The organism is Lactonifactor longoviformis DSM 17459 (assembly GCF_900129135.1).
GTDB classification, from domain to species: Bacteria; Bacillota; Clostridia; order Lachnospirales; family Lachnospiraceae; genus Lactonifactor; species Lactonifactor longoviformis.
The window spans coordinates 39,240-61,611 of record NZ_FQVI01000020.1 but is presented as its reverse complement, the minus strand read 5'-3'; the positions used below and the strand labels follow the sequence as shown (position 1 = coordinate 61,611).

Annotated in this window: 23 protein-coding genes; 3 read left to right on the top strand and 20 right to left on the bottom strand. The window is 47.1% G+C overall.

Going from position 1 to position 22,372, the window contains the following annotated elements:
* Positions 1-138: 138 nt before the first annotated feature.
* From BUA56_RS16125 to BUA56_RS16105, 5 genes are all read right to left on the bottom strand, one after another.
* On the bottom strand, positions 139-909 hold the full coding sequence (locus BUA56_RS16125; protein ID WP_072853573.1) for an ABC transporter permease: 771 nt from the start codon (positions 907-909) through the stop codon (positions 139-141).
* On the bottom strand, positions 887-1,786 hold the full coding sequence (locus BUA56_RS16120) for an ATP-binding cassette domain-containing protein (RefSeq protein ID WP_084068018.1): 900 nt from the start codon (positions 1,784-1,786) through the stop codon (positions 887-889). Before BUA56_RS16120 ends, BUA56_RS16125 begins: the two co-directional genes overlap by 23 nt.
* A gap of 78 nt (positions 1,787-1,864) precedes the next feature.
* A complete protein-coding gene (locus BUA56_RS16115) occupies positions 1,865-3,445 on the bottom strand; it encodes a sensor histidine kinase (protein WP_072853571.1) in 1,581 nt (526 codons plus the stop codon).
* 1 nt (position 3,446) lies between these two features.
* Positions 3,447-4,124 carry a response regulator transcription factor gene (locus BUA56_RS16110; protein WP_072853569.1) on the bottom strand — a complete coding sequence of 226 codons (678 nt, stop codon included), beginning with the start codon at positions 4,122-4,124 and terminating at the stop codon, positions 3,447-3,449.
* Positions 4,125-4,249: 125 nt separating this feature from the next.
* Positions 4,250-5,020, bottom strand: a complete 771-nt coding sequence (locus BUA56_RS16105) for an AIM24 family protein (RefSeq protein ID WP_072853567.1) — start codon at positions 5,018-5,020, stop codon at positions 4,250-4,252.
* Between the two features lie 207 nt (positions 5,021-5,227).
* Between BUA56_RS16105 and BUA56_RS16100 the strand changes: the two genes are divergently transcribed.
* From BUA56_RS16100 to BUA56_RS16090, 3 genes are all read left to right on the top strand, one after another.
* On the top strand, positions 5,228-5,788 hold the full coding sequence (locus BUA56_RS16100; protein ID WP_072853565.1) for a TetR/AcrR family transcriptional regulator: 561 nt from the start codon (positions 5,228-5,230) through the stop codon (positions 5,786-5,788).
* A gap of 67 nt (positions 5,789-5,855) precedes the next feature.
* Entirely contained in the window at positions 5,856-6,293 is a 438-nt protein-coding gene (locus tag BUA56_RS16095) for a hypothetical protein (RefSeq protein ID WP_072853563.1), read from the top strand.
* Positions 6,290-6,958, top strand: coding sequence for a hypothetical protein (locus BUA56_RS16090; RefSeq protein ID WP_072853561.1), 669 nt, complete (start codon positions 6,290-6,292; stop codon positions 6,956-6,958). The genes BUA56_RS16095 and BUA56_RS16090 overlap by 4 nt, the downstream gene beginning before the upstream one ends.
* A gap of 35 nt (positions 6,959-6,993) precedes the next feature.
* On the opposite strand, the gene BUA56_RS16085 is transcribed toward BUA56_RS16090, so the two are convergent.
* From BUA56_RS16085 to hemA, 15 genes are all read right to left on the bottom strand, one after another.
* On the bottom strand, positions 6,994-7,290 hold the full coding sequence (locus tag BUA56_RS16085) for a DUF1062 domain-containing protein (protein WP_072853559.1): 297 nt from the start codon (positions 7,288-7,290) through the stop codon (positions 6,994-6,996).
* Positions 7,287-7,568: a CD3324 family protein gene (locus BUA56_RS16080; RefSeq protein WP_072853557.1), complete on the bottom strand. Its 282-nt coding sequence runs from the start codon at positions 7,566-7,568 to the stop codon at positions 7,287-7,289. The genes BUA56_RS16085 and BUA56_RS16080 overlap by 4 nt, the downstream gene beginning before the upstream one ends.
* 437 nt (positions 7,569-8,005) lie before the next feature.
* Positions 8,006-8,188 (bottom strand): DUF6472 family protein, encoded by a 183-nt coding sequence (locus BUA56_RS16075; protein ID WP_072853555.1) that lies wholly within the window; start codon positions 8,186-8,188, stop codon positions 8,006-8,008.
* A gap of 17 nt (positions 8,189-8,205) precedes the next feature.
* Complete coding sequence (locus BUA56_RS16070; protein WP_072853553.1) at positions 8,206-8,793, bottom strand: putative ABC transporter permease; 588 nt, start codon at positions 8,791-8,793, stop codon at positions 8,206-8,208.
* A gap of 126 nt (positions 8,794-8,919) precedes the next feature.
* Entirely contained in the window at positions 8,920-10,455 is a 1,536-nt protein-coding gene (gene cls / locus BUA56_RS16065) for a cardiolipin synthase (protein WP_072853551.1), read from the bottom strand.
* 60 nt (positions 10,456-10,515) lie between these two features.
* Positions 10,516-10,692, bottom strand: coding sequence for a 30S ribosomal protein S21 (rpsU, locus tag BUA56_RS16060; RefSeq protein ID WP_004222305.1), 177 nt, complete (start codon positions 10,690-10,692; stop codon positions 10,516-10,518).
* 135 nt (positions 10,693-10,827) lie between these two features.
* Positions 10,828-13,491, bottom strand: a complete 2,664-nt coding sequence (alaS, locus tag BUA56_RS16055) for an alanine--tRNA ligase (protein ID WP_341443510.1) — start codon at positions 13,489-13,491, stop codon at positions 10,828-10,830.
* An 86-nt stretch (positions 13,492-13,577) separates the two neighbouring features.
* A complete protein-coding gene (rnhA, locus tag BUA56_RS16050) occupies positions 13,578-14,066 on the bottom strand; it encodes a ribonuclease HI (protein ID WP_072853547.1) in 489 nt (162 codons plus the stop codon).
* Complete coding sequence (locus tag BUA56_RS16045) at positions 14,060-15,775, bottom strand: MutS-related protein (RefSeq protein WP_072853544.1); 1,716 nt, start codon at positions 15,773-15,775, stop codon at positions 14,060-14,062. The genes rnhA and BUA56_RS16045 overlap by 7 nt, the downstream gene beginning before the upstream one ends.
* Positions 15,776-15,852: 77 nt before the next feature.
* Positions 15,853-17,124, bottom strand: coding sequence for a glutamate-1-semialdehyde 2,1-aminomutase (gene hemL / locus BUA56_RS16040; RefSeq protein ID WP_072853542.1), 1,272 nt, complete (start codon positions 17,122-17,124; stop codon positions 15,853-15,855).
* On the bottom strand, positions 17,124-18,107 hold the full coding sequence (gene hemB, locus BUA56_RS16035; RefSeq protein ID WP_084068015.1) for a porphobilinogen synthase: 984 nt from the start codon (positions 18,105-18,107) through the stop codon (positions 17,124-17,126). Before hemB ends, hemL begins: the two co-directional genes overlap by 1 nt.
* Before the next feature lie 4 nt (positions 18,108-18,111).
* Complete coding sequence (cobA, locus tag BUA56_RS16030) at positions 18,112-19,626, bottom strand: uroporphyrinogen-III C-methyltransferase (protein ID WP_072853540.1); 1,515 nt, start codon at positions 19,624-19,626, stop codon at positions 18,112-18,114.
* Complete coding sequence (hemC, locus tag BUA56_RS16025; RefSeq protein WP_072853538.1) at positions 19,627-20,523, bottom strand: hydroxymethylbilane synthase; 897 nt, start codon at positions 20,521-20,523, stop codon at positions 19,627-19,629.
* Positions 20,520-20,996, bottom strand: coding sequence for a precorrin-2 dehydrogenase/sirohydrochlorin ferrochelatase family protein (locus BUA56_RS16020; RefSeq protein WP_072853535.1), 477 nt, complete (start codon positions 20,994-20,996; stop codon positions 20,520-20,522). The genes hemC and BUA56_RS16020 overlap by 4 nt, the downstream gene beginning before the upstream one ends.
* Complete coding sequence (gene hemA / locus BUA56_RS16015) at positions 20,989-22,218, bottom strand: glutamyl-tRNA reductase (RefSeq protein WP_072853533.1); 1,230 nt, start codon at positions 22,216-22,218, stop codon at positions 20,989-20,991. The genes BUA56_RS16020 and hemA overlap by 8 nt, the downstream gene beginning before the upstream one ends.
* Between the last annotated feature and the right edge of the window lie 154 nt (positions 22,219-22,372).

Below are 22,372 nucleotides of genomic sequence, written 5' to 3'. Positions count from 1 at the left end.
AGTTCCTTCGTCACTGTGAATATACCGGGAAGTGCCCGGAGAACGGGCATTTCCCTAGTCACCCGGCTCGAATATCCTGACACAGGTAACGGCAAACAGGATGAGAAGATAAAGGTAAGCTCTTACCGGCCGGTTTTATTATTTAATCACTCTCCTGTTTTTATAATTAGAGTATACCACAAGCAATCCGCACAGCGCGCCAAAGAAAAGGAATGCCTGAATCATAGGTCCGAAATTATAGCTGCCTCCCTGCCAGAAATCAATGAAATCACTGCTGACGTAGCTCATCGGAAGGAAAGACGCCACACGCCTCAGCGCTTTGGGAAGCTGCTCGGTCTGTATGCCCATCATTCCGCAGAGAATCATGCTTCCAAAGTAGACAAACATGCTTATCGTGTACGTAGGGCCGAACTTTTTAAAGATATTAGATAGGCCGTGGGCAAAGAGGAAGAAACAGATTCCCATAACATACAGACAGCCTATGAGGCAGAGGGCAGAGGAGAGCTTAGGGCTCTGCAGATCTACCAGAATATAGGAGAACACAGAGTAAAAAATCAATCCTGCCGTCAGAGTTATGGTCTGTGCAATTATCTTGGCCAGCATAATACTGTTCTGTGAAAAACCAAACAGCTGCATCCGGACCGGAATCTCCTTCTCAAGTTCCTGGGAATAATTGGCGGAATGCCCCAGAAGGATTACTGCCATGGGAATAATCAGGCTCATAGTAATGAAAACTCCCGTGTTTGCCTCCCGCACCATGGAGGAAGGCACCTGTTTTCTCAGAGAGAATGTAATAATCATCAGCATCATTACCGGAAAGACAATTCCGAAAAATGCAATGAAAGGATTTCCGATTGCATTGCGTATCTCGTAGATAATAAGTCTCTTATTGCATGATTTGGTCTTCATAGGCGCTCCCTTCCCTCTCATAGTATGCCGCCTTGGCGTTGGTGGACATAATCTCTATGTCATTATCACTTCTTTTAAAGTTTACATTTTCCTGAAGCAGGAGCTCAGAGATTTTGTGCTCAGTCTCAAGATCCGGACAGGCAATCGCCAATAGGTGCTCCGGGGACTTAAGCTTCTTGTACTCCCTCAGAAGCTCCTGATTCTGTTTTGTGCTGTCTGTGATAAAAACCGATCGCCCGCAGTACTTCCGGAATAGTTCTTTTTTCTCTCCGAAAGCAATCACTTTCCCCTGATCTAAGATCAGAATCTTTTCTGCAAGCATTTCCAGTTCTTCGTAATAGTGGGAAACAATACACAGGGTATTGGACTTATTCTGGTACCAGTTTACCAGCTTTTCCATCAGCTTTTGCCTGGTTTCAAAATCCAGTCCGGATGTTACCTCGTCATAAAAGGTGAGGGGAGCATTCTGCAGCATTACCATAATGATGGTAAATCTCTGCTTCTGCCCTCCTGACAGATGGGAATATCGTTTGTGCAGGCATTTTTCAAATTCAAAATAGGATATCAGCTCCTGCAGTTCTCTGTTTTTTCGGATATTTGTATCCAGTATTGTCTCCATAATAGTTTTCACCGGCATAGTTGCCGCATAATGATTGGACTGCATATGCGCTGCGATCTGCTCCGGTTTTAGATTTGTGCGGATGCTTCCTTTGTAGCTGGTAAGTCCCAGAATGGATTTTACCAGCGTTGTCTTTCCTGCTCCGTTGGATCCAATGATGCCGATTCTCTCCCCCTCATGGATAGAGATGGGACAGTCTATCTGAAGTGCCAGCTGGCTGCCGTAGCGTACCTGAAGATTATGAATGGTTAACAGCATAGTTCTTCTCCCCTTTCTTTTTCTGTTAGTATCATAACAGAGCCATATGAAGTCTGTATGAAGATCTCATGGAGGTCCTTAGGGATTTTTATGTTCCTTTTTACTCAGATACATGCGGGCCAGTACGCCATTCTCCTCATTGGAAATCTCAATCTGAAAGCCGAGAAGCTCCATATAATAGGAAATCACATACAGTCCCAGTCCCCTGCCTTTCCGGCTGGTATCGCTGCTTACAAAGGGTTCATAGATATGGGGAAGCAGCTCCTCCTCAATATGGGCTCCTGCATTGTAGATTTCAAAAGAGTCCTCAGTCAGGCGTATGGTGATCTCTCCCTTCGGAGGCGTGTAGGATACTGCATTGGAGACGAGGTTATCCAGAATTTTCCGCATAATCTCCCCGTCTGTCTCTGCCTGTACCGGCTGCTCTTCACAGCGGAAGGTCAGCTTCTTTTCTCCTGCCGGTATCCGATAACTCTCCAGCACTTCCTTCAGCAGCAGGTTCATATTCACCGGTTCCCGCTTAATATTATCTGCTGAATGATTCAGATACAAAATATCCTCCACTATCTTTCTCATGGAGAGGAGCTGTCTTTTTACTTCCGGCAGGTATTTTCCAGTGTCTTTATACTTTCCTATTTCAGAAATCATGCCCTCTGTCAGCAAAAGCGCTGCAGTGATAGGTGTCTTCAGCTGGTGGGAGGAGGCCCGGAGAAAGACTTCCTGGCGTTTGTTCTCTCTGGCCAGTGACCGGTTCTTTGCTTCCAGCTCCTGATACTGCAGACGCAGCTTTTCATAAAGCTCATTTAATATAGTTCCCAGTTCTCCGATCTCATCTTTTTCATGGATTTCTAAAGGAGCCATCTCCCTGTACCCTGCCTCCTTTACATCCTCCGCATAGCCCGCCAGACGGATGATAGGATTGACAATCTTCTTAGAAAAAATCTGGGAGGCTATGAGTACCAGCAGAAATAACACAGCCGCAATCATGGGAAGGCTCCCGAAAACAATGGGCCGTATCTCATTCATCTGGGGTGTCATAACAGGCAGAAAGGAAAATATGACAGCGTCCTTTGTCTTCCCGGCTGCGATATATGTGGTATAATCATTGTCTTTATCGTTCATTCCTCCTTCAAAAACCACCATGGTATCTGAAACGATATGAACTTTTCCTTTTCTGGTCTGAATATCCTGCAGCTCTTCATCTGCATCTATCTGAACGGAAAGTAAATCTGAAAGAGGCCCCCCGTCCTCCATCCGCATACTCTCTTTCAATTCCTCAAAGTCAATATCCGGTATTTCTAAATCTGCAAAGCTGTCCGAATTCTCTACAGAATCTCTCAGCTGTTCCACTGCTTCTAAAAGCTTAGGCTCTTTAATATTTATCGTCAGACGGAATGCCTTTCCCGCCAGATAGATACTGTCGCCCTCCAGCGGGATTTCTAAAGTGGCAGAACCCGTGGGATTTCTCACTTCCAAGCCTTCATAGCTCCTGTTTTTACTGTATCCCTCCTGGACCTGGATAATGGATTCCAGATATTCCTGCCCTGCATATTCAACATAGAGGGATGGGAGCATGAATATAAAATAAAGGAGCACAAAAAGTACTAAAACCAAAGAAATCATAATGCTGTATAAGAACGTTTTTTTCGACAGGCGCATGTTATTTTCCTCCGCATGTTTCCTGGGAAGCATCAAACTGGTATCCCACACCAATCACGGTGCGGATACAGTTTTGGGGCAGTTTTTTTCTGAGATTTTTTATATGAGCATCAATAATTCTGTCATTCCCGATGTAATCCTCGTTAAATATTCTAAGAATCAGCTGCTCTCTGGTAAATACCTGCGTTGGTCTTTCATACAGAGTCTGCAACAGCAAAAACTCACTCAGCGTCAGCTCCAGTGTCTTCCCGTTATAAAAGGCCTGGTAGGCTTCCTTTTGGATCACCAGCCCATGTTCTGCCTGCACCGGGGTTCTGGCGGAACGTCTCAGTATGGTCTCCATTCGTTTCAGAAGAATAATAGGGGACACTGGTTTGATGATATAATCGTCCGCATATGCATTAAATGCCTTAACCTGTGTCTGCTCATCCCCCAGGGCTGTGAGCATAATGACCGCCATATCCGGATACTGCCTCCGAATGTGGCTGAGCACCTCCAGACCGTTTTTTTTCGGTACCATGATATCCAGCACAGCCATATCAAAGGGACATCCCTCCAAAGCCTTTACAGCTTCCTCTCCGTCCTGCACTTCTGTAACCTCATAGTTCTGCATTTTCATATATTCCGCTAAGACCTCGCGGATGGTAGGTTCATCTTCCATGAACAGTATTTTTTTCATACGCCCGCACCTTTCTATTTCCTGCTGCTTATTATAACAGATGTGTATGAATTTCTGATGAAGATCTCAAAAGCCCTGTACGTCCGTAAATCAACCAGACGTGCAGGGCCTTCTTCACTTATTCATCAGGCAATTCCCTTTTCAACCGGCGCAAGCAGGACTTTTCCGGTACCCCGGTATACATTCACCAGTCCTTCACCGGACGCCGCCGAGCCTACCAGTGTTTTTCCGGAACGTTCTACGGTAAAGTCCAGGCTGCCGCTCCAGGCAATGGCCATATTTCCGTCTACCTTTAAGACATCATTTTCCAATGCAATCTCAACCAGCTCTTCCCTTGGACAGGAAGACTCCAGGCAAAGTACTCCGCTCCCGCTGATGCCCAGGTTAAACAATCCCTCACCGCCGGCAACGGCAGAAGAGACATTAGAACGCATAACTGCTTTATGCTTCAGTTTGGCGTCACAGGCCAGAAAGAGTCCGTCATCCAGCACCACAGAGCCATTCCAGTCCTGAAGATCCAGCAAAAGTATATGCCGGTATGTAGGCTCCAGAACAAGAATTCCGTCTCCTGTATACTCTGGCTTTATGGCTGATTCTCCGGTCACCTTGCCCCGCACTGCCTTACCGAACAGATCACCTACGCCTTTGATGCCTGTGGTTGCATTGACATTTCCCACCATCCACTGCATCGCGCCCGCCTGCAGAGTAATGTTTGCTCTGCTGAGATCGCAGATCACCTGTCGTTTGCGTACATTCATTGCATTGCAGAAATAAGCTGTCTGTGCGTCACTGGGCATAACGCTTAAATCCCGCTCATATTCAATTACTGTAAAGGGACCCAGAGACGCCAGTGTCTTAATATCATCATTGTCAGTAAAATTGGAAATATGAAACATAATATTCTACCTCCCGGTTGTTTCATCCATGCTCGGTAATTTCACAGAGAACGGCTGAATTCTAACTTAATAGTAACAGTCAAATTCAGTATACAGGAAACCGGACGGATTGGCAAGGTATGCAGCAGGGTAAAGAACAAGAAAAAGCGTCTTGACAAACAAGAGGGAAAGGCATATAATGAACACTGTTCATATGGAGGTGAAATCTTGAATAAAAACGTTACTTCCAAAGAAGAGCTTGTTGCTGCTGCTTTGGAAATTGCCCGGGAAGAGGGAGTTCATAAAGTCAGCATCCGTAATATAGCACATAAGTGTTCTATTTCTGTGGGAGTACTGTACAATTATTTTCCTACGAAAGCGGACTTAATTTTTGCAGTTGTATCCCATTTTTGGGAAACAAGCAGTTCCATGTTACAGGATATTCACGTAAAAGACAACTGTTTTACACAGTATGTCGAACTGTTTTACCATCAGATAAATGTCAGTCTGTCTGATTTTCAGAGAGAATGGCTGACACAGATGGAAACTATGGCACCGGAGGACAAAGAACGGGGTAAAGAACTGGAACTACAATGTTTCAGCCGTCTGAAGTTTCTGCTTTTGCAGGTCCTCTCTTCAGATCCGTCGATCCCTGCATCTGCCTGGTCAGAGGAATATCCGAAGGATGAATTTATAGATTTTGTATTTTGGCATATGGTTCAGATGCTGAGGACAGGTCAAAAGGACTGTACCTTTTTTGTAAAAACCCTGCAGCGGATCCTGTACTGATACTTTCATAGGGGATCCGCTGTTATAATCGTCAATATGAACGTTGTTCATAAAAAGGAGGCAGTGTATGATACACAAAAAGTTTTTACTATTAATTGCCGGCTTAGTCTGGCTTGCGGCGGGAATTAACATCTTCCGAATCGGTGTGACAGCCAGTGTTCCTGCCTGGGATCTGTGGATGATATTCACAAGCTTTGCAATCCTTCTTCTGTTTCACTTTCTTGTATTTCGAAGAATGGTCAAAAAGCATACCCGGCGGATCCTTGGGTATCTGGAATCCCGGCAGCCTTTCTACCGTTTTTTCAACAAGCAGTCTTATGGCATTATGGCTTTTATGATGACGTTTGGCATCGGCCTTCGCCTTTCAGGCATTGTATCTGATATATTTATTGCCGTATTTTATACGGGACTGGGGACTTCCCTGCTGCTTGCGGGAGTCAGTTTTATTTTTCAGTTTGCAAAATTTACGCGGCCTGCATTAACGAAAGGAGAGATTTCACAATGATACTGGGAGAAACTATTTTTGATATTGTTTATTTGATTACCGTAATTACAATTGGGGTAAAGATGATTCTGTCTTCTCCCCGGAAAAGCCAATACTGGCTCTTTGGACTGATGGCTGTTATATTGGGATGCGGGGATGCCTTTCATCTGGTTCCCAGAGTCTGGGCAATGCATACCGTAGGGCTTAACGCTGCTGCCGCCCCTCTGGGATTCGGGCAGGCAGTAACCTCCGTTACCATGACTATATTTTACGTACTTCTCTATCATATCTGGGAGATACGTTACCGGCAGATATCAGTTTCCCCTCTGCGTATTACCGTCTACGTACTGGCCTTCCTGAGAGTCCTTCTGTGCCTCTTCCCGCAGAACCGTTGGATGAGCTCTAACGCTCCTCTGAGCTGGGGGATCTACCGCAATATTCCATTTTCAATACTTGGAGTGATTGTTTTAGTCCTGTTCTACAAAAAAGCAAAGGAAACTCACGATCAGGCATTCCGCTTTATGTGGCTTGCCATTGCCGTCAGCTTTGCCTGCTACCTGCCGGTGGTACTTCTAGCCGGCAAGATCCCCCCCATCGGTGCACTGATGATCCCGAAAACTTGTGCGTATGTCTGGATGGTATGGATGGGCTATTCGGCAATGAAAAACAGTTCCCCCTCAAAGTAGCACAAAGCCGGATAGCGCACTATCCGGCTTACCTTCTACCTAAATTCAGCTTTGTTTCTCGTCAAAAAATTCATATCCTTTCCATATCTGACAGCAAGATTAAAATCATTTTCCATGAATAATGCATACTCTGCGGGCTCTATTTTTGAGGCTTTTATCCGTTCATAAATTGTTAGATTCCAGGTATGTTTGCATTTTTTACATCTGTATATAAGCCATACATCTACTTTATTACCGTTTGCATTCACTCTGAATTTCCCTGAATTTATGAACTCCTGCTTTTTTTTGCATCCCCCACAGCGATGATATACCTTTAGAGAAGTCACTTTCATGGAGCAGCCTCACCGGTAAAGATAGTAGTCCTTAGGATTCTTTGGATGCTTTTTTCTGATAAGGAATACTCATTGGCAAGTTTTTTTATGGAAATCCCTATGCTATGCTTCTTGCATATTTCGTGATTTCGTATTTCATAATACTGCTTCGATTTGGACTGGCTTCCCCAGATTTTTTTCTCTTTACATGGGATATATATCGTTTTTCCGCTTACATATTGCTGAATAGATTCTATTAATTCTTTGGGCAGAATATCCTCTGCTCTAACATAGCTCATTGTAATCCTCCTGTTACTTATGGGGATTCATCTGAGCTTAACAATTCGTATTTATTTTAAGCTCAGACTACTGAGCCATAACATATCTATTTCTCATATACCTTTACTCCTTTCATCATTTTCACAAATATTGTATAATCTCCGGCATAGTATTACAACCTCATTCTCACTTATAAACAAACTCGCTCCTTGTTCTACAAAAACCTCCCCCTGAACTTTCCCATACCCAGGTGAGAGGATGCTCTTGGCGGCGGGCTGGCTGGTTGGGGCCGGAGGGGATTCCGGTTTTGTCTTAGACTCTCTTCGCGACGGAGGTGTCCCCGAAACTTAAGCCTCCCTCCGGTCCCAACCAGCCCGCCCGCCGCCAAGAGCATCCTCTCACCGTCCCCTTCCACAACTTAAAAAGGACTGCCACTCAAAGCAGTCCCTCTCCCATCCTACATCTGTCTCCGAACAATCCGGTACTCATCCTGATACTGAAAATACGGACAATTCCCAAATGTCCCGTTCAGAAACCGAAGCATTTCATCTTCATCTAAATCCATCTCACAAATATAGTATCCATACTCTTCGTCATACACATAATTCCCGCAGCATTCACAGTTTGCCTTCTTTGACATGATCGGCCGTCCCTCTCTTACCTTTGACAGAATTCCCTTATGGAGTCTTTTAGTTCCCCGAAACTTCCCGGGAGTACATCTCTCTTTGCATTGTACAGGCTATGTATAAAATCAATAATAAAACCTGCCAGTACGATGGATCCTGCCACTCTTCCCACGGAAAAGGGATAGCTGTTTACGATTGCTTCCACGCCGCGCTGCAGAAAGACGAACAGCAATACCGTATAGAAGCCCCAAACAATACTGCTCTCCAGGCATAGGATGCCTTTATAGTTGTAAGGCTTTTCCGAGTAATCCCACCAGACTTCCCCGAAAACGGAGAGCATCAGCTGGGCGGTCAGATATTCCAGCGCCGTGGGTATCGCACATCCAAGAACATAGAGGAGAAAATAATCACCTGAAAAAGGTCTCAGCAGAAAATAGACGGTCAAAGCCCCCACGCCGTAAATAGGGCAGATAGGACCTTTCACAAACCCCCTGTTAGTCAGCTTTTTATTGCATACAGACATGTAAATAGATTCTACAATCCATCCCAGTATACTATAAATCAGGAACCAGTGAACGATATGATATAAGTCCGTGTTAAATAAAGTTCTTGTCCACATAAAACTACTCCCTTCTATCTAAAAATGCAGACGGTGTTAGTTTACTTGGTCATTTTATCATAGACCTCTGTAAAATACCAGCAATCCATCTGCAAATTAAAGAAATGTTAAAATTTCGTTAAGATATCACAGCATCGGTGCAAACAGGCGCAGAATACTCTGCATACCCCGGACAACAATATTTCTGTTCCTGCAGAATTCCAGTGTGATCTCATTACACTTTGGAAGCATACTGAGCATATCCATCTTAATCTGCATAATGGCATTGCTCTTATACATCCAGGTACCGCATTCAAAGTGGAGATACAGACTTCTGTAATCCATATTTACAGTTCCCACAGCACCAACCTCATCGTCACACACAAAGGATTTTGCGTGAAGGAATCCGGGGGTATATTCGTAAATCTTAACCCCTGCTTCCAACAGCTGTTCATAGTAGGACTGGGTCAGCAGAAACACCATTTTTTTATCCGGAATTCCAGGAGTCAGAATCGTCACCTCTACACCACTCTTAGAAGCAAGGCACAGAGCTGTCATCATTTCATTGTCTATAATCAGATACGGGGTACAGATATAAATATATTTTTTTGCCCGGTTGATTATATTCAGATAGACATTCTCCCCCACAATCTCTTCATCCAGGGGGGTGTCACTGTAGGGCTGGACAAACCCGTCGCTGGCAAAGGGGCCCGGATGATACATGTGTGGTTCGAACTCTTTAAAGTCACATTTCATTTTTGTAATCACGCACCACATCTGCAGAAACATAACCGTGAAATTCCATACTGCCTCGCCCTTCAGCATTATTCCTGTGTCTTTCCAGTGGCCGAATCTGTCTTTTTCATTGATATACTCATCGGCCAGATTAATGCCCCCTGTAAAGCCCGTATGCCCGTCTATTACCAGTATTTTTCTGTGGTCCCTATTATTCAGTATGATATTCAGGATCGGCCGCAAAGGGTTAAAGGAAGCGCACTTGATGCCCTTTGACTGGAGCTGCTTATAAAAGTGATAGGGAAGGGTAGTCGCACAGCCCATGTCATCGTAAATCAGTCTGACATCCACTCCCTCTTTTGCCTTTCTCTCCAGGATCTCAAGAACCGTCTGCCACATACGGCCGTCATTAATAATAAAATATTCCAGGAAAATAAAATGCTGCGCCTTCTCTAATTCCTCGATCATCGCCGGGAACATATCATCTCCCACCGAATAGTATTCAGTAATTGTATTTTTATAAACCGGAAAGCCCGCATGATCCCTGATATATTGAGACTGGTTGGAGATGCCTTTGTCCTCCTCCTCCAGTTCAGCGCGGACCTCTGGGTCCTCCTGGATCAGATCGGATATGCGGTTTAAAACATACTGAAACTCCCTTGACATTTTTTTCGCAATTCTGGACTTTCCAAACAGAAAATAGATGGTTACCCCGAAAAATGGAATGGTCAGAATCAATATTGTCCAGGCTAATTTATAAGAAGGATTGATTTTTTTGTTTACAATCCATAATACCAAAAACAGACTTAAAATTGAAATAATTCTTGCCACATGGGTAGAGATTGCACTGATCCCCCAGACCAGAGCGGCAATCCACGCCAATTCCAGCAGAATGGCCAGAGCTACTACGAAGATCCGGCTAAAAACTAGTTTGATTAATTTCTTCATACCCGCACCGTTCCTCTGTAAAAAAGTCCCTGGCAACAAGCCAAGGACTTTTACTGCACATTAATTATATTTACGTTTTCTAGCGGCTTCAGATTTTTTCTTACGGCGAACGCTTGGTTTTTCGTAATGTTCTCTCTTACGAATCTCCTGCTGAATGCCGGCTTTGGCACAACTACGCTTAAATCTGCGTAAAGCGCTATCCAAAGTCTCGTTCTCTTTTACGATAACATTTGACATAGTCTCACACCTAACCTCCCTCCAGTTGTAGATTGTGCATAATACAACTGTCTGGGTATTTTTTACTGCACAAAAATATTATAGCAGATTTTTCCCATTCGTCAACCTGTTTCGAAGGTTTTTTTTATTTTTTCTTTATTTTAGCTGTTCTCTCAGCAGATTTGCTGCTGTCTCAAGCGCTTCCGGAACTTTTTCCGGGTTTTTGCCTCCGGCCTGGGCCATATTGGGACGGCCGCCTCCGCCTCCGCCTACAACAGCTGCAGTTCCCTTAATCAGATTGCCCGCATGGGCCCCCTTATCCATAGCTCCCTGGGTTGCCATAGCTAAGAGACTTACCTTGCCGCCCATAGTGGATGCCAGAATCACGACGCCTTCTCCAAGTTTCTCTTTTAACTGATCGCCCAGATCCCGCAGGCCGTTCATATCTACATCTTCCACTGCGGCTGCAAGAAGCTTCACGCCTTTAACGTCCTGCACCTGGCTCATGACATCGCCTACTGCATCCTGTGCCAGCTTACTCTTCAGAGACTCGTTCTCACTGTGAAGAGTCTTTAGCTCAGCCTGCAGATGGGCAATTTTCTCTGAAACCTCACCCGGGGCTGTCCGGAGCATAGCCGCAGCATCTTTCAGTTTCTCTTCTATTTTTTTATAATACGCAAAAACACTGTCGCCGGTCAGTGCCTCAATTCGGCGGACACCTGCGGCAATACCAGCCTCTGAAATGATTTTGAACGTAGTAATGGCGCTTGTGTTGGGCACATGAGTACCGCCGCAGAGTTCCCTGGAATAGTCCCCCATGGATACCACTCTGACATTGTCGCCGTATTTTTCTCCGAACAGAGCCACAGCTCCTGTTTTCTTGGCGTCTTCCAGACTCATAACCTGTGTTTCCACAGGAAGTGCCTTCTGGATCTCTTCATTTACGATTGCTTCTACTTTATCCAGTTCTTCCTGGGTCATAGCCTGGAAGTGGGCAAAGTCGAAACGGAGTCTGTCGGGGGTTACCAAAGACCCCTTCTGCTCTACGTGAGCGCCCAGCACAGTTTTCAGAGCTTTTTGAAGAAGGTGGGTGGCACTGTGATTCTTGCAGGTATCCGCTCTCCCTCTGGCCGATACACGAAGGGTTACTTTATCTCCTGTCTTAATCATCCCTTTGACAATATGGCCCACATGGCCCACTTTGTCTCCCAGCAGCTTGATGGTATCCTCTACCTGGAAGAGGGAATCTCCGACTGTAATGGTCCCGGAATCTCCTTCCTGACCGCCCATAGTTGCATAGAAAGGTGTTTCCTTTACAAACACAGTTCCCTTCTGTCCGTCGGTCAGCGCATCTGTAAGCTCCGTCTCTGTGGTGAGAACGGTTACCTCTGATTCGTATTCTAATTTATCGTATCCAACAAACACGGTCGTAACGGTAGGGTCAATGCTGTCATATACGGTCGCGTCAGCGCCCATATAGTTGGTGACTTCTCTGGCATTTCTGGCCTTCTGACGCTGTTCTTCCATTGCTTCACGGAATCCCGCTTCGTCTATGGTATAGTTCTTTTCTTCTAAGATTTCTTTTGTCAGATCAATGGGGAATCCGTAGGTATCGTATAATTTGAACGCATCTTCCCCGGACAGTTCTCTGGTTCCCTCCGCCTGCATCTTGTCCACTAATTCCCCAAGAATACGCAGACCCTGATCAATGGTTTTATTAAACTGCTCCTCTTCCTGGTTCAGTACTTTAAAGATAAAATCTCTTTTTTCCTCCAGCTCCGGATATCCGTCCTTGGATTCTTCGATAACGGTAGCGCTTAATTTTGCAAGGAAGCGGCCTTCGATTCCAAGGAGACGGCCATGGCGGGCAGCCCGGCGGATCAGACGGCGCAGGACGTAGCCTCTCCCTTCATTGGTAGGCATAATGCCGTCGGAGATCATAAAGGTCGTGGAACGGATATGGTCCGTAATCAGACGGATAGAGACATCCTGCTCTTCCTTTTCCTTATAGGTAACCCCGGCAATCTCACAGACCTTGTTCCGCAGGGCTTCTATGGTATCTATATCGAAGATAGAATCTACCTCCTGTACCACCACTGCCAGACGCTCCAGTCCCATACCGGTGTCAATGTTCTTATAATCCAGCTCTGTATAATTGCCGTTGCCGTCATTGTCAAACTGGGTAAATACGTTATTCCAAACTTCCATATACCGATCGCAGTCACAGCCTACGGTACAGTCCGGCTTTCCGCAGCCGAACTTTTCCCCACGATCGTAATATACTTCAGAACAGGGACCGCAGGGACCTGCCCCGTGCTCCCAGAAATTATCTTCCTTTCCAAAGCGGAAAATGCGCTCGGGTGCTATGCCGATATCTTTATTCCAGATTTCAAAGGCTTCTTCATCATCCAGGTAGATAGAGGGATAGAGGCGGTCCGGTTCCAGACCGATTACTTCCGTAAGAAATTCCCAGGTCCACGCGATGGACTCTTTTTTAAAATAATCCCCAAAGGAAAAATTGCCCAGCATTTCAAAAAATGTGCCGTGGCGGGCGGTCTTTCCCACTATCTCAATATCTCCAGTTCGGATACATTTCTGGCAGGTTGTCACTCTCTTTCTCGGCGGAACTTCAGCCCCTGTAAAGTACGGCTTTAAGGGAGCCATGCCGGAATTGATCAAAAGCAGACTCTTGTCGTTGTGAGGCACCAGAGAAAAACTCTTCATTGCCAGATGTCCTTTGCTCTCAAAAAATTCTAAAAACATTTTACGAAGTTCATTTACTCCATATTTCTGCACGTTGTTATTACCTCCTGTTTTCATCCTTGGTCCTTTTTCCGGAGTTCTATATGAATCATATCCTGTCGGACGCAATATTTTCTGTCGTTAATCATATCATAGGATTACGCCTATTTCAAGCCAAATTCTTGCACCGTGTCTTCGATGAGATCCCCGGAATCAGCGGCCTGGGTGGCCAAAAAGTCACATCTCTCATTCTCCTCGTGGCCGTTGTGGCCTTTGACCCAGATGAATGTTACCTGGTGAGGCTCCTTTGCTTTTAGCAGCCGTTTCCAAAGGTCCACATTTTTTACGGGTTCATTCTTTCCCCGTTTCCAGCCCTTTTTCAGCCAGCTGTCGACCCAGTGCTGATTGAAGGCATCCACCAGGTATTTGGAGTCCGAGTACAGCTCCACCTGGCAGGGACGGGTCAGCGCCTCCAGGCCTGCGATGGCTGCCATCAGCTCCATCCGGTTATTGGTGGTTTGCTTATATCCCTGGGAGTATTCCCGCTTGTGAAGCTGTCCCCTGCTGTCTGTATAGTGGAGGACTGTCCCGTATCCTCCCGGCCCGTCAGGGTTGCCTCTGGCAGATCCGTCTGTGTATATCTTTACTAACATTGCCCCTCCTCTTTCTTCACAGGAGCCCAGGCTCCCTTTTTCTCAAAAATTTCAGCCGCCCGTTTGGCGTTTTCTATTATCTTTTGGTCATAGCCTATCATCTCAAGAAGCCGGATGGCATTCCTGGTGGTGGCCCGTCCCTTTTTCAGCAGATAGTTGAAGACTACATCGTGCTCCTTTACCTCTTCCTCGAAATGATAATTTGTGTACAGCGCTTCCAGCATATATGACAGCTCAATGTCATGGGTTGCCGCGAAGGAAAGGACGTGATCCTGGCACAGAGCTGCCAGAATATTAGAGGATGCAGCGATTCTCTCAATGGTATTCGTTCCCCTCAGCACCTCGTCAATCACACAGAGCAGCGGTGTGGTCTTGCGGGCAGCTTTAAGAATCCGGTTCAGGGACTTGATTTCTACAATATAATAGCTCTCTTTGCTCAGCAGATCATCCCTTAAAGCCATGGATGTCATCACCCGCAGATAACAACTTTTGTATTCTGAGGCCACGCACAGTCCAATCGTCTGTGCCAGGATGGCATTCACGGCAACGTTCTTCAGAAACGTTGATTTTCCAGAGGCATTGGAGCCGGTAACCAGGGTTCCCCCTGCCACAGCAATACTGTTGGCAACCGGTTCTTTGATGAGAGGATGATACAGATTTGTCACCTCCATGGCAGCACGTTTCCCCGGTGCTTCAAACTGAGGAATACAGGTATAGGGCATAACCTCCCGAAAAGAGGCCACTGCGATACAGCTGTCCAGAAACCCGAACGTCTCCATCAGTGTTTCCACCGCTCCAAAGTGTTTCTGAAGTTCCTTGAGCATACTGTTAAACTTTATCATATCTACGTGAAAGATCATGCGGATATAATCCAGAATAATCGTCTCCAGGCCGCCGCCCGCGTCGCTTCTGTTCATGACAAGCCCGGCGCCTCTGCTGAACTGTCCAAGTTCATTTCTCGCCTTTTTTATCTGTTCCAGATACTCCGACAGCTCCGGCATCTGCAGTTTACAGGTTTCTTTTGCCGCTTCCAGGATTCTCATAATGCTCCGGATGCAGGACAGATACGTCTCGATCTCCTGTTTGCTGAAGAGATACTGAATCACGTTAAAGACCATCATGCCCAGCATGAGGAAGACTCCGTATTTTGGAATCACAATCATAGCCAGAATACTCAGGATCATCAAAAGAGCACAGGCAATGTGCTTTCCTCTCTTATGTTCTTTAGCATCTGTGAGAACATACAGGGAGTCTGACAGTGAGACCGTCGGAAGACGCTTGAGATTGCCCAGAAGAAGCTGCAGGCGCACTCTCTCTTCCTGGTGTCCTCTGAAATAATCTGCCAGACGCTGACGTTCCTGTAGCTTTTCTGGTGTGAATTCTGGTTTTCTCAGCATATAGTAAAGATAATCTTCCCCCAGAGAAGACATGGTCTGGTTCATAAGCATAAAGATTCTGTCCAGATCCAGATCGTTCCAGGTTATATCATCCAGGAAAAAGCCGCTCTCCTGGCTTTCCCGGCGCATGAAATAGTGGGAAATGGAGTCCAGGAGATCCCTGGAATACTCTTTATCCGGTATATTCCCCCACATTTCTCTTATTTTTTCCCTGACTTTCTCTCTCTGCCTTTTGTTCTCTCTGGCCATCACCGTAATCATGGTGATGAACAGGCATAGAATCAGCCCTGCAAATATAAATTGTTCTTCCATTTTCTGCCTCCTCTCTGCCGGTAAAATCACTTGGGGACGGGGGAATCCCATTCCTCCCGTCCCCTAAAGGGAATCTGTCAGAAAAACTTTCTGACTGCCTCTAATGTTGCCTGAATATCTTCCTCTGTATGGGCATCTGACAGGAACATAGCTTCGAACTGAGCCGGTGCCAGATGAATGCCCGAACGCAGCATATGTTTGAAATACTCTGCATACGCCTTGGTATCCGCTGTCTTGGCAGATGCATAGTCTGTGACAGGCTCTCTCGTAAAGAATACACATCCCAGGGAGCCAATATGGTTTATGACACAGGGAGCTTCCTTTTCTTTCAGAATCTCACGGATGCCGCCGTACAGCTTTTCTCCCTTATCTCTTAAGTTTGTATAGATCTCCTGATGTTCATACAAAATTTTCAGCTGCGTCAGCCCTGCTGCCATGGCCACAGGATTGCCGCTCAGCGTACCTGCCTGGTATACCGGGCCCACAGGGGATACCATCTCCATGATTTCTTTTCTTCCGCCGTAGGCTCCCACAGGCATACCTGCACCTATGATTTTGCCGTATGTGGTCAGATCCGGCGTCACATGAAAATAGCCTGCAGCCCCTTCAAAGGCCAGACGGAATCCGGTGATCACCTCATCAAAAATCAGCAGTGCTTTGTGCTCATCGCAGAGTCTGCGAAGTCCCTGGAGAAATCCCTCTGCAGGAGGCACCACTCCCATATTAGCTCCTACCGGCTCCACAATCACTGCGGCCACCTGATCCCGGCATTCGTTCATCAGCGCCTCTACACTGGACAGATCGTTGTAGATGGCAAGCATGGTATCCTCCGTGCATCCTCTCGGCACGCCTGCGCTGTCTGGAACGCCGCTGGCCATAACCCCTGAGCCTGCACTCACCAGCATCGCATCGCTGTGGCCGTGATAACAGCCTGCGAATTTAATGATTTTATTCTTTCCGGTATATCCTCTGGCAGCACGAATTGCACTCATAACCGCTTCTGTACCGGAGTTTACCATACGGATCATCTCAATGGTTGGGATATGCTCACAGATAAATTCTGCCATATCCACTTCTACTTCTGTGGCGCACCCAAAGCTTAAGCCGTTTTCACAGGCCTTGATCACACTCTCCTTGACTGCCTCATTGTTGTGGCCTAAAATCATTGGGCCCCAGGAGTCGATGAAATCTATATAGGAATTGCCGTCCGCGTCAAATATACGGCTTCCCACCGCGCCCTGTATAAAGCGCGGAGTCTCTCCGATGGCCCCGTAAGCGCGCACAGGGCTGTTCACCCCTCCTGGAATATAGTTAACCGCTCTCTGAAATAATTCCTGTGATCTTGTCATTATCCAATTCTCCCTTCGGCCATATATCCGGCCAGTTCTTTTGCAAAATACGTAAGATAGATATCCGCTCCCGCCCGGTAAGTGCTGACCGCCATTTCGCAGATAATCTTCGCCTCATCTATATATCCCATCTTAGCCGCAGCCTTTACCATGGCATATTCCCCGCTTACGCTGTAGGCAGCGATGGGAAGATTGATTTCCTTAGATACCTCTGAGATTACATCAAGATAGGAAAGTGCCGGCTTTACCATAATAATATCAGCGCCCTCATCCACGTCCATAAGCGCTTCTTTCATTCCCTCTTTTCTGTTATGGAAATCCATCTGGTAGCTTTTTCTGTCCCCGAAAGACGGGGCTGAACCTGCAGCGTCTCTGAATGGCCCGTAAAAGGCAGAGGCATATTTCACAGCGTAGGACATAATCGGGGTTTCCTTAAAGCCATTGCCGTCCAGGCATCTCCGGAGCGCAAGGATACGGCCGTCCATCATATCAGAGGGCGCAACCATATCGGCTCCTGCCTGCACATGGGACAGGGCAGTTTTTGCCAGGAGTTCAAGTGTTGCATCATTTTCAACATCATGGCCGCAGAGCACACCGCAGTGGCCGTGGGAAGTATACTCACACATACATACATCCGTAATATAATAGAGACCGGGGAACTGTTTCTTCCCTTCCCGGAGTGCGCGCTGAACAATTCCGTTCTCTGCATATGCCTGACTTCCCATCTCATCTTTATGGGCAGGAATTCCAAATAGCATCAGGTTTTCCACACCGGCTTTGGTGAGACGCTCCAGCTCATAGGGCAGCCGGTCCACGCTGAACCGATACTGTCCCGGCATGGACGGAATTTCTTCTTCAATGTTTTCCCCGTCTATTACGAACAGCGGATAGATCAGAGAGCTCTTGTCTATTCTGGTCTCTCTGACCATTTTCCGGATTGCCTCATTTCCTCTTAATCTTCTTGGCCGTTTAATCATATCCATGTTTTCAGCACCCCTTTTTCGTTTTTAAGTTTATTACCAAATCAATTACACTGTCAATGGTGGCTTTCTCTGCCATATAGGTCTGCATTCCATAGCGGTCCGCCGCCGCTTTTGTCTGTTTTCCGATGCAGGCAGCCGTAACCCGGCTGTAGTCCAGGCCCGGCGTCGCCTCAGCGAATCCTTTTACCGTAGAGGCACTGGTAAACACCGCACAGTCAATAGAACCCATCTCAAATTCTTTCTTTTCATCAATCATCTCTGAGGTTTCATACAGGGTATCATACGTTGGAATATCATCAATGATCAGGTTCTGTTTTTTCTCCAGTTCCTCCAGGATCTCATGGTTTCCAATTTTAGCCCTGGGGATCAGAATATGCTCCCCTCCACGGCAGGCCTCTGCCAGGGCAGCCCCAAGAGAAGCCCCGTCGTATACCTCCGGCATCAGATCCACATACAGCCCCCGTTCCTCCAGCTCTCTCTTTGTTCCTGTCCCGATGGCTGCAATTTTAACTCTGCCGAGAGCGCGGATGTCCATCTTAGCTCTCTTCATCTCCTGGAAGAAAACCTTAACGCCGGTAGGGCTGGTAAAGGCAATCCAGTCATAAGTGTCCATGCGCGCAAATGCACGGACGAGAAGTTCCTGATTCTCAAGCGCTTCTGTCCGTATAGCAGGAAGCTCCAGCACCTCCGCACCTTTTCTGCGGAGTCTGGAAGCCATGGAGGAGATAAGATCTCTGGGCCTGGTTACCAGGACCTTGAATCCAAAGAGCGGGAGTTCCTCATACCAGGCAAACTTTTCTGCCAGCTCGCACACCCTGCCCACTACAATAATTGCCGGTGTCTCTATTCCCTGCCTGTCTACCTCCTGCTTCAGGGTAGATACCGTGGCAACAATCCGTTTCTGCCCTGCGGTGGTGCCCTTTTGAAGGATAGCCGCAGGCATCTGCGGGTCTATCCCCGCTCTGAGAAGACTGCTGCAGATATCTGCCAGGGCGGTAACTCCCATGAGAAATACCAGAGTTCCTTTGGTACGCACCAAAGCCTCAAAATCAATGTCGTAGCTTTCTCCCGCTTTTTTGTGGCCCGTGATAATATGCAGGGAAGAGCAGTAGTCCCTGTGGGTGACAGGGATTCCATTGTACGCCGGAACCGAGAGGGGGGAGGTGACTCCGGGAACCACTTCGTAGGGGATTCCATGTTCCCTGAGAAGTTCCAGCTCTTCGCCTCCGCGCCCGAAGAGGAAGGGATCCCCGCCCTTCAGCCGCACTACCCGGTATCCTTTTTTAGCCTCTTCCAGAAGCACCTGATTAATCTGCCACTGGGGCATGGTATGGTGCCCTGCCCGTTTTCCCACATTAATACATCTGGCGGTATCCGGGATCATGGAAAGAACCCCCTGGCCAACCAGGCTGTCATAGACCACAACCTCAGCGTTCTTTAAGGTTTCCATACCTTTTACCGTAAAGAGCCCGATATCTCCCGGTCCTGCTCCAACCAACCATACTTTGCCTGCTGTCATTTACTGCTTACCTCCTGTCTGTTCCTTCAGGGTTTTTGCCAGTGCAATTCCCAGTTCTTCTGCGTGTTCGGCCGAATCCTCCATCCTGCCTTTTCTGTATGTATTCGTCTCTTCACAGTAATACAGTCCTGTGAGCGTTATTCTGCCTTCGTTTACCACCCCGTGTGCTGCAATGGGGGAAGAGCATCCGCCGTCCAGATACCGCACAAATGCCCGTTCCGCAAGGGCAGCGAAGGAAGCATCCGAATCCCGGTACCCGTCCAGATAGGAATAATCCTCCCCTGCGCGGCCCTGGACTGCAAGAATACCCTGGCCGGCCGCAGGAATCATCTCCTCAGGTTCAAAATACCGGCTGATTCTGTCCGCAAGCCCCAGTCTCTTTACTCCTGCTGCCGCAAGAACCAGTGCCCCGTATTCCCCGGCATCCAGTTTGGAAAGCCTGGTAATTACATTTCCCCTGATACTTTTGCAGGGGATGTCCGGGAATAATTCCTTCAGCTGAAGGGTTCTTCTCTGACTGGAGCACCCGATAGGCTTCCCCGCCGGAATCTCTGTCTCTCCCTGCGGAAGTATCAGAACATCCCTGGGATCTTCCCTTTTGGAGAACGCCACAATAGGCAGTTCCTCCGGAATCTCCATGGGCATATCCTTCAGACTGTGCACAGACAAGTCACTTCGTCTCTCCATCAGGGCTTTGTCCAGTTCCTTTACAAATAAACCTTTGCCGCCGATTTTGTCCAGCGTGCGGTCCAGAATAATATCTCCTGTGGTTTTCATAGTGAGAAGACTCACCTCAGCCTGGGGACACGCCCCTTTCACATACTCTATTACCATTTCGCTCTGAATGACAGCAAGCTTGCTCTCTCTGCTGCCCACAACGATGCTTTTTTTACTCATACCTTCTCCTCTTCCTGTAAAAATGCGGCGATATCCTCCCGCACTTTTTTCGCCTTTTTATGATCCTTTCCGCTGGCGCTGACGCCTATTACAATCTCATCCCTGTGGACGATTCCCGGAAAATAAAAATCACATTTGTTCTTATCACTGATTACATTGACCAGAATGCCCATACATTTGCAGACACTGTAGATCTCATGATTGATCTGTTCCCGGTCAGTGGCTGCTATGACTATACAGGCATCGTACAGATCCTCTCTTTCATACTCTCTGGCCTCATACTGGATCCTCCCGTTTTCTGCCATTTCTGCCACTTCTGCCGCCGCCCTGGGGGCAATCACCCGTATCTCCCCGGCAAAAGGGAGCAGGGTCTGAATCCTTCGGGCCGCTATTTTTCCGGCTCCGATCACGAGGATTTTCTTTTCGGACAGATCAACAAACAAAGGGAAATATGGTTTTTCCTGATTATTCATCGTACACCTTCTCCAATCCTGCCACACACTCCAGAAAGGCTTCCTTTTCAAGCGTGTCCCGCAGTCCGAATATCATTTTGTTCACCACTTTGCCCGCCGCCGTGTCAATGGTATGCAATAGCTTTTCCCTGTCTTTTTCCTCCATTGGAGTTTTGTTCAGAATCTTCAAAATCCTAAGATTCAGATCCTGCACGGCGTCTGCCTTAATCTCCTGAATCCTGGGAATCAGATCCCGTCCTTCCAGCCAGGAATAAAATTCCTCCATCTGTGCGTTCAGAATCACTCCCGCCTGTTCCAGACTCTGAGAAAGCTCCTCAGGCGTTCCCTCCATACGGAAGCTGTCCATATCATATAGTGTTATCTCAGGAAGCTCCCCTACCGACGGTTCTACATCTCTCGGCACCGCCAGATCAATAATCCGCAGATCCGAGGGCAGCACTGCCTCCTGAAACAGTTCTTTTTTTAACGTATAATTAGGGCTTGCCGTAGCACTGACCACCAGATCACACTGAGGCAGATATTCCATCCTCTCTCCATAGTTAATCCGGGCACAGCCCTGAGGAATACTTACCATCCCGCTGCGGTACTGACGGACGGTTACCGTCACATATGCACCGGCTTCCCGAAGTGCCTGAGCCGCAACCTTCCCCATCTCTCCGTTGCCGATTACCATACAGGTCTTGTCCTGAAGGCGGAATCCCTCATCCTCCAGCATGGTAATTGCCTGATGGATCACAGAGGAATTTCCCCTGGAGAATGTTACATCTGTCTTCACCTTTTTTCCTGCCGTTACAGCCATCCGAAAGAGTACCTCCAGTACACTGTCCGTAGAGAAGTTCTCTCTCGCCAGAGCCAGTGCATCCTTTACCTGGGTCAGAATCTGATCTTCTCCCAGTATCTGTGACTTCAGACCGCAGGTCAGGTAAAAGAGATGTTCTACCGCTTCTTTCTCCTTCCGCTCCACAAAATACTCCCTGTACTTACCGGACTCAGCTCCCTTTAACTCCAAGAGGCAGTCGTAGAGGGAACCGTCCCAGTCCTCCACAGTGCTGGCCCAAATTTCCATGCGGTTGCAGGTGGATAAAATAATACAGCCCAGAACTCCTTCTTTTTCCCTGAGTACTTCCAGTGCCTCAGCCGTGTTCTTTTTGGTAAATGAAAAAAGGGCACGCACATCCAGTAAGGCTCGGTTGTGGTCAATACCCAGCATACATATTCCCATAGTATATCCTTCTCCTGATTCTCTTATTGTGTCAATCTTTTTTCATAATAGCATATGAGTGAGAAAAATCAAATAGAAATTTGTAGAGGCAGACCATTGACGGTATTAGGTTGGAAAAGAATGGACCATAGTTATTGACAAATTACAATCGAAA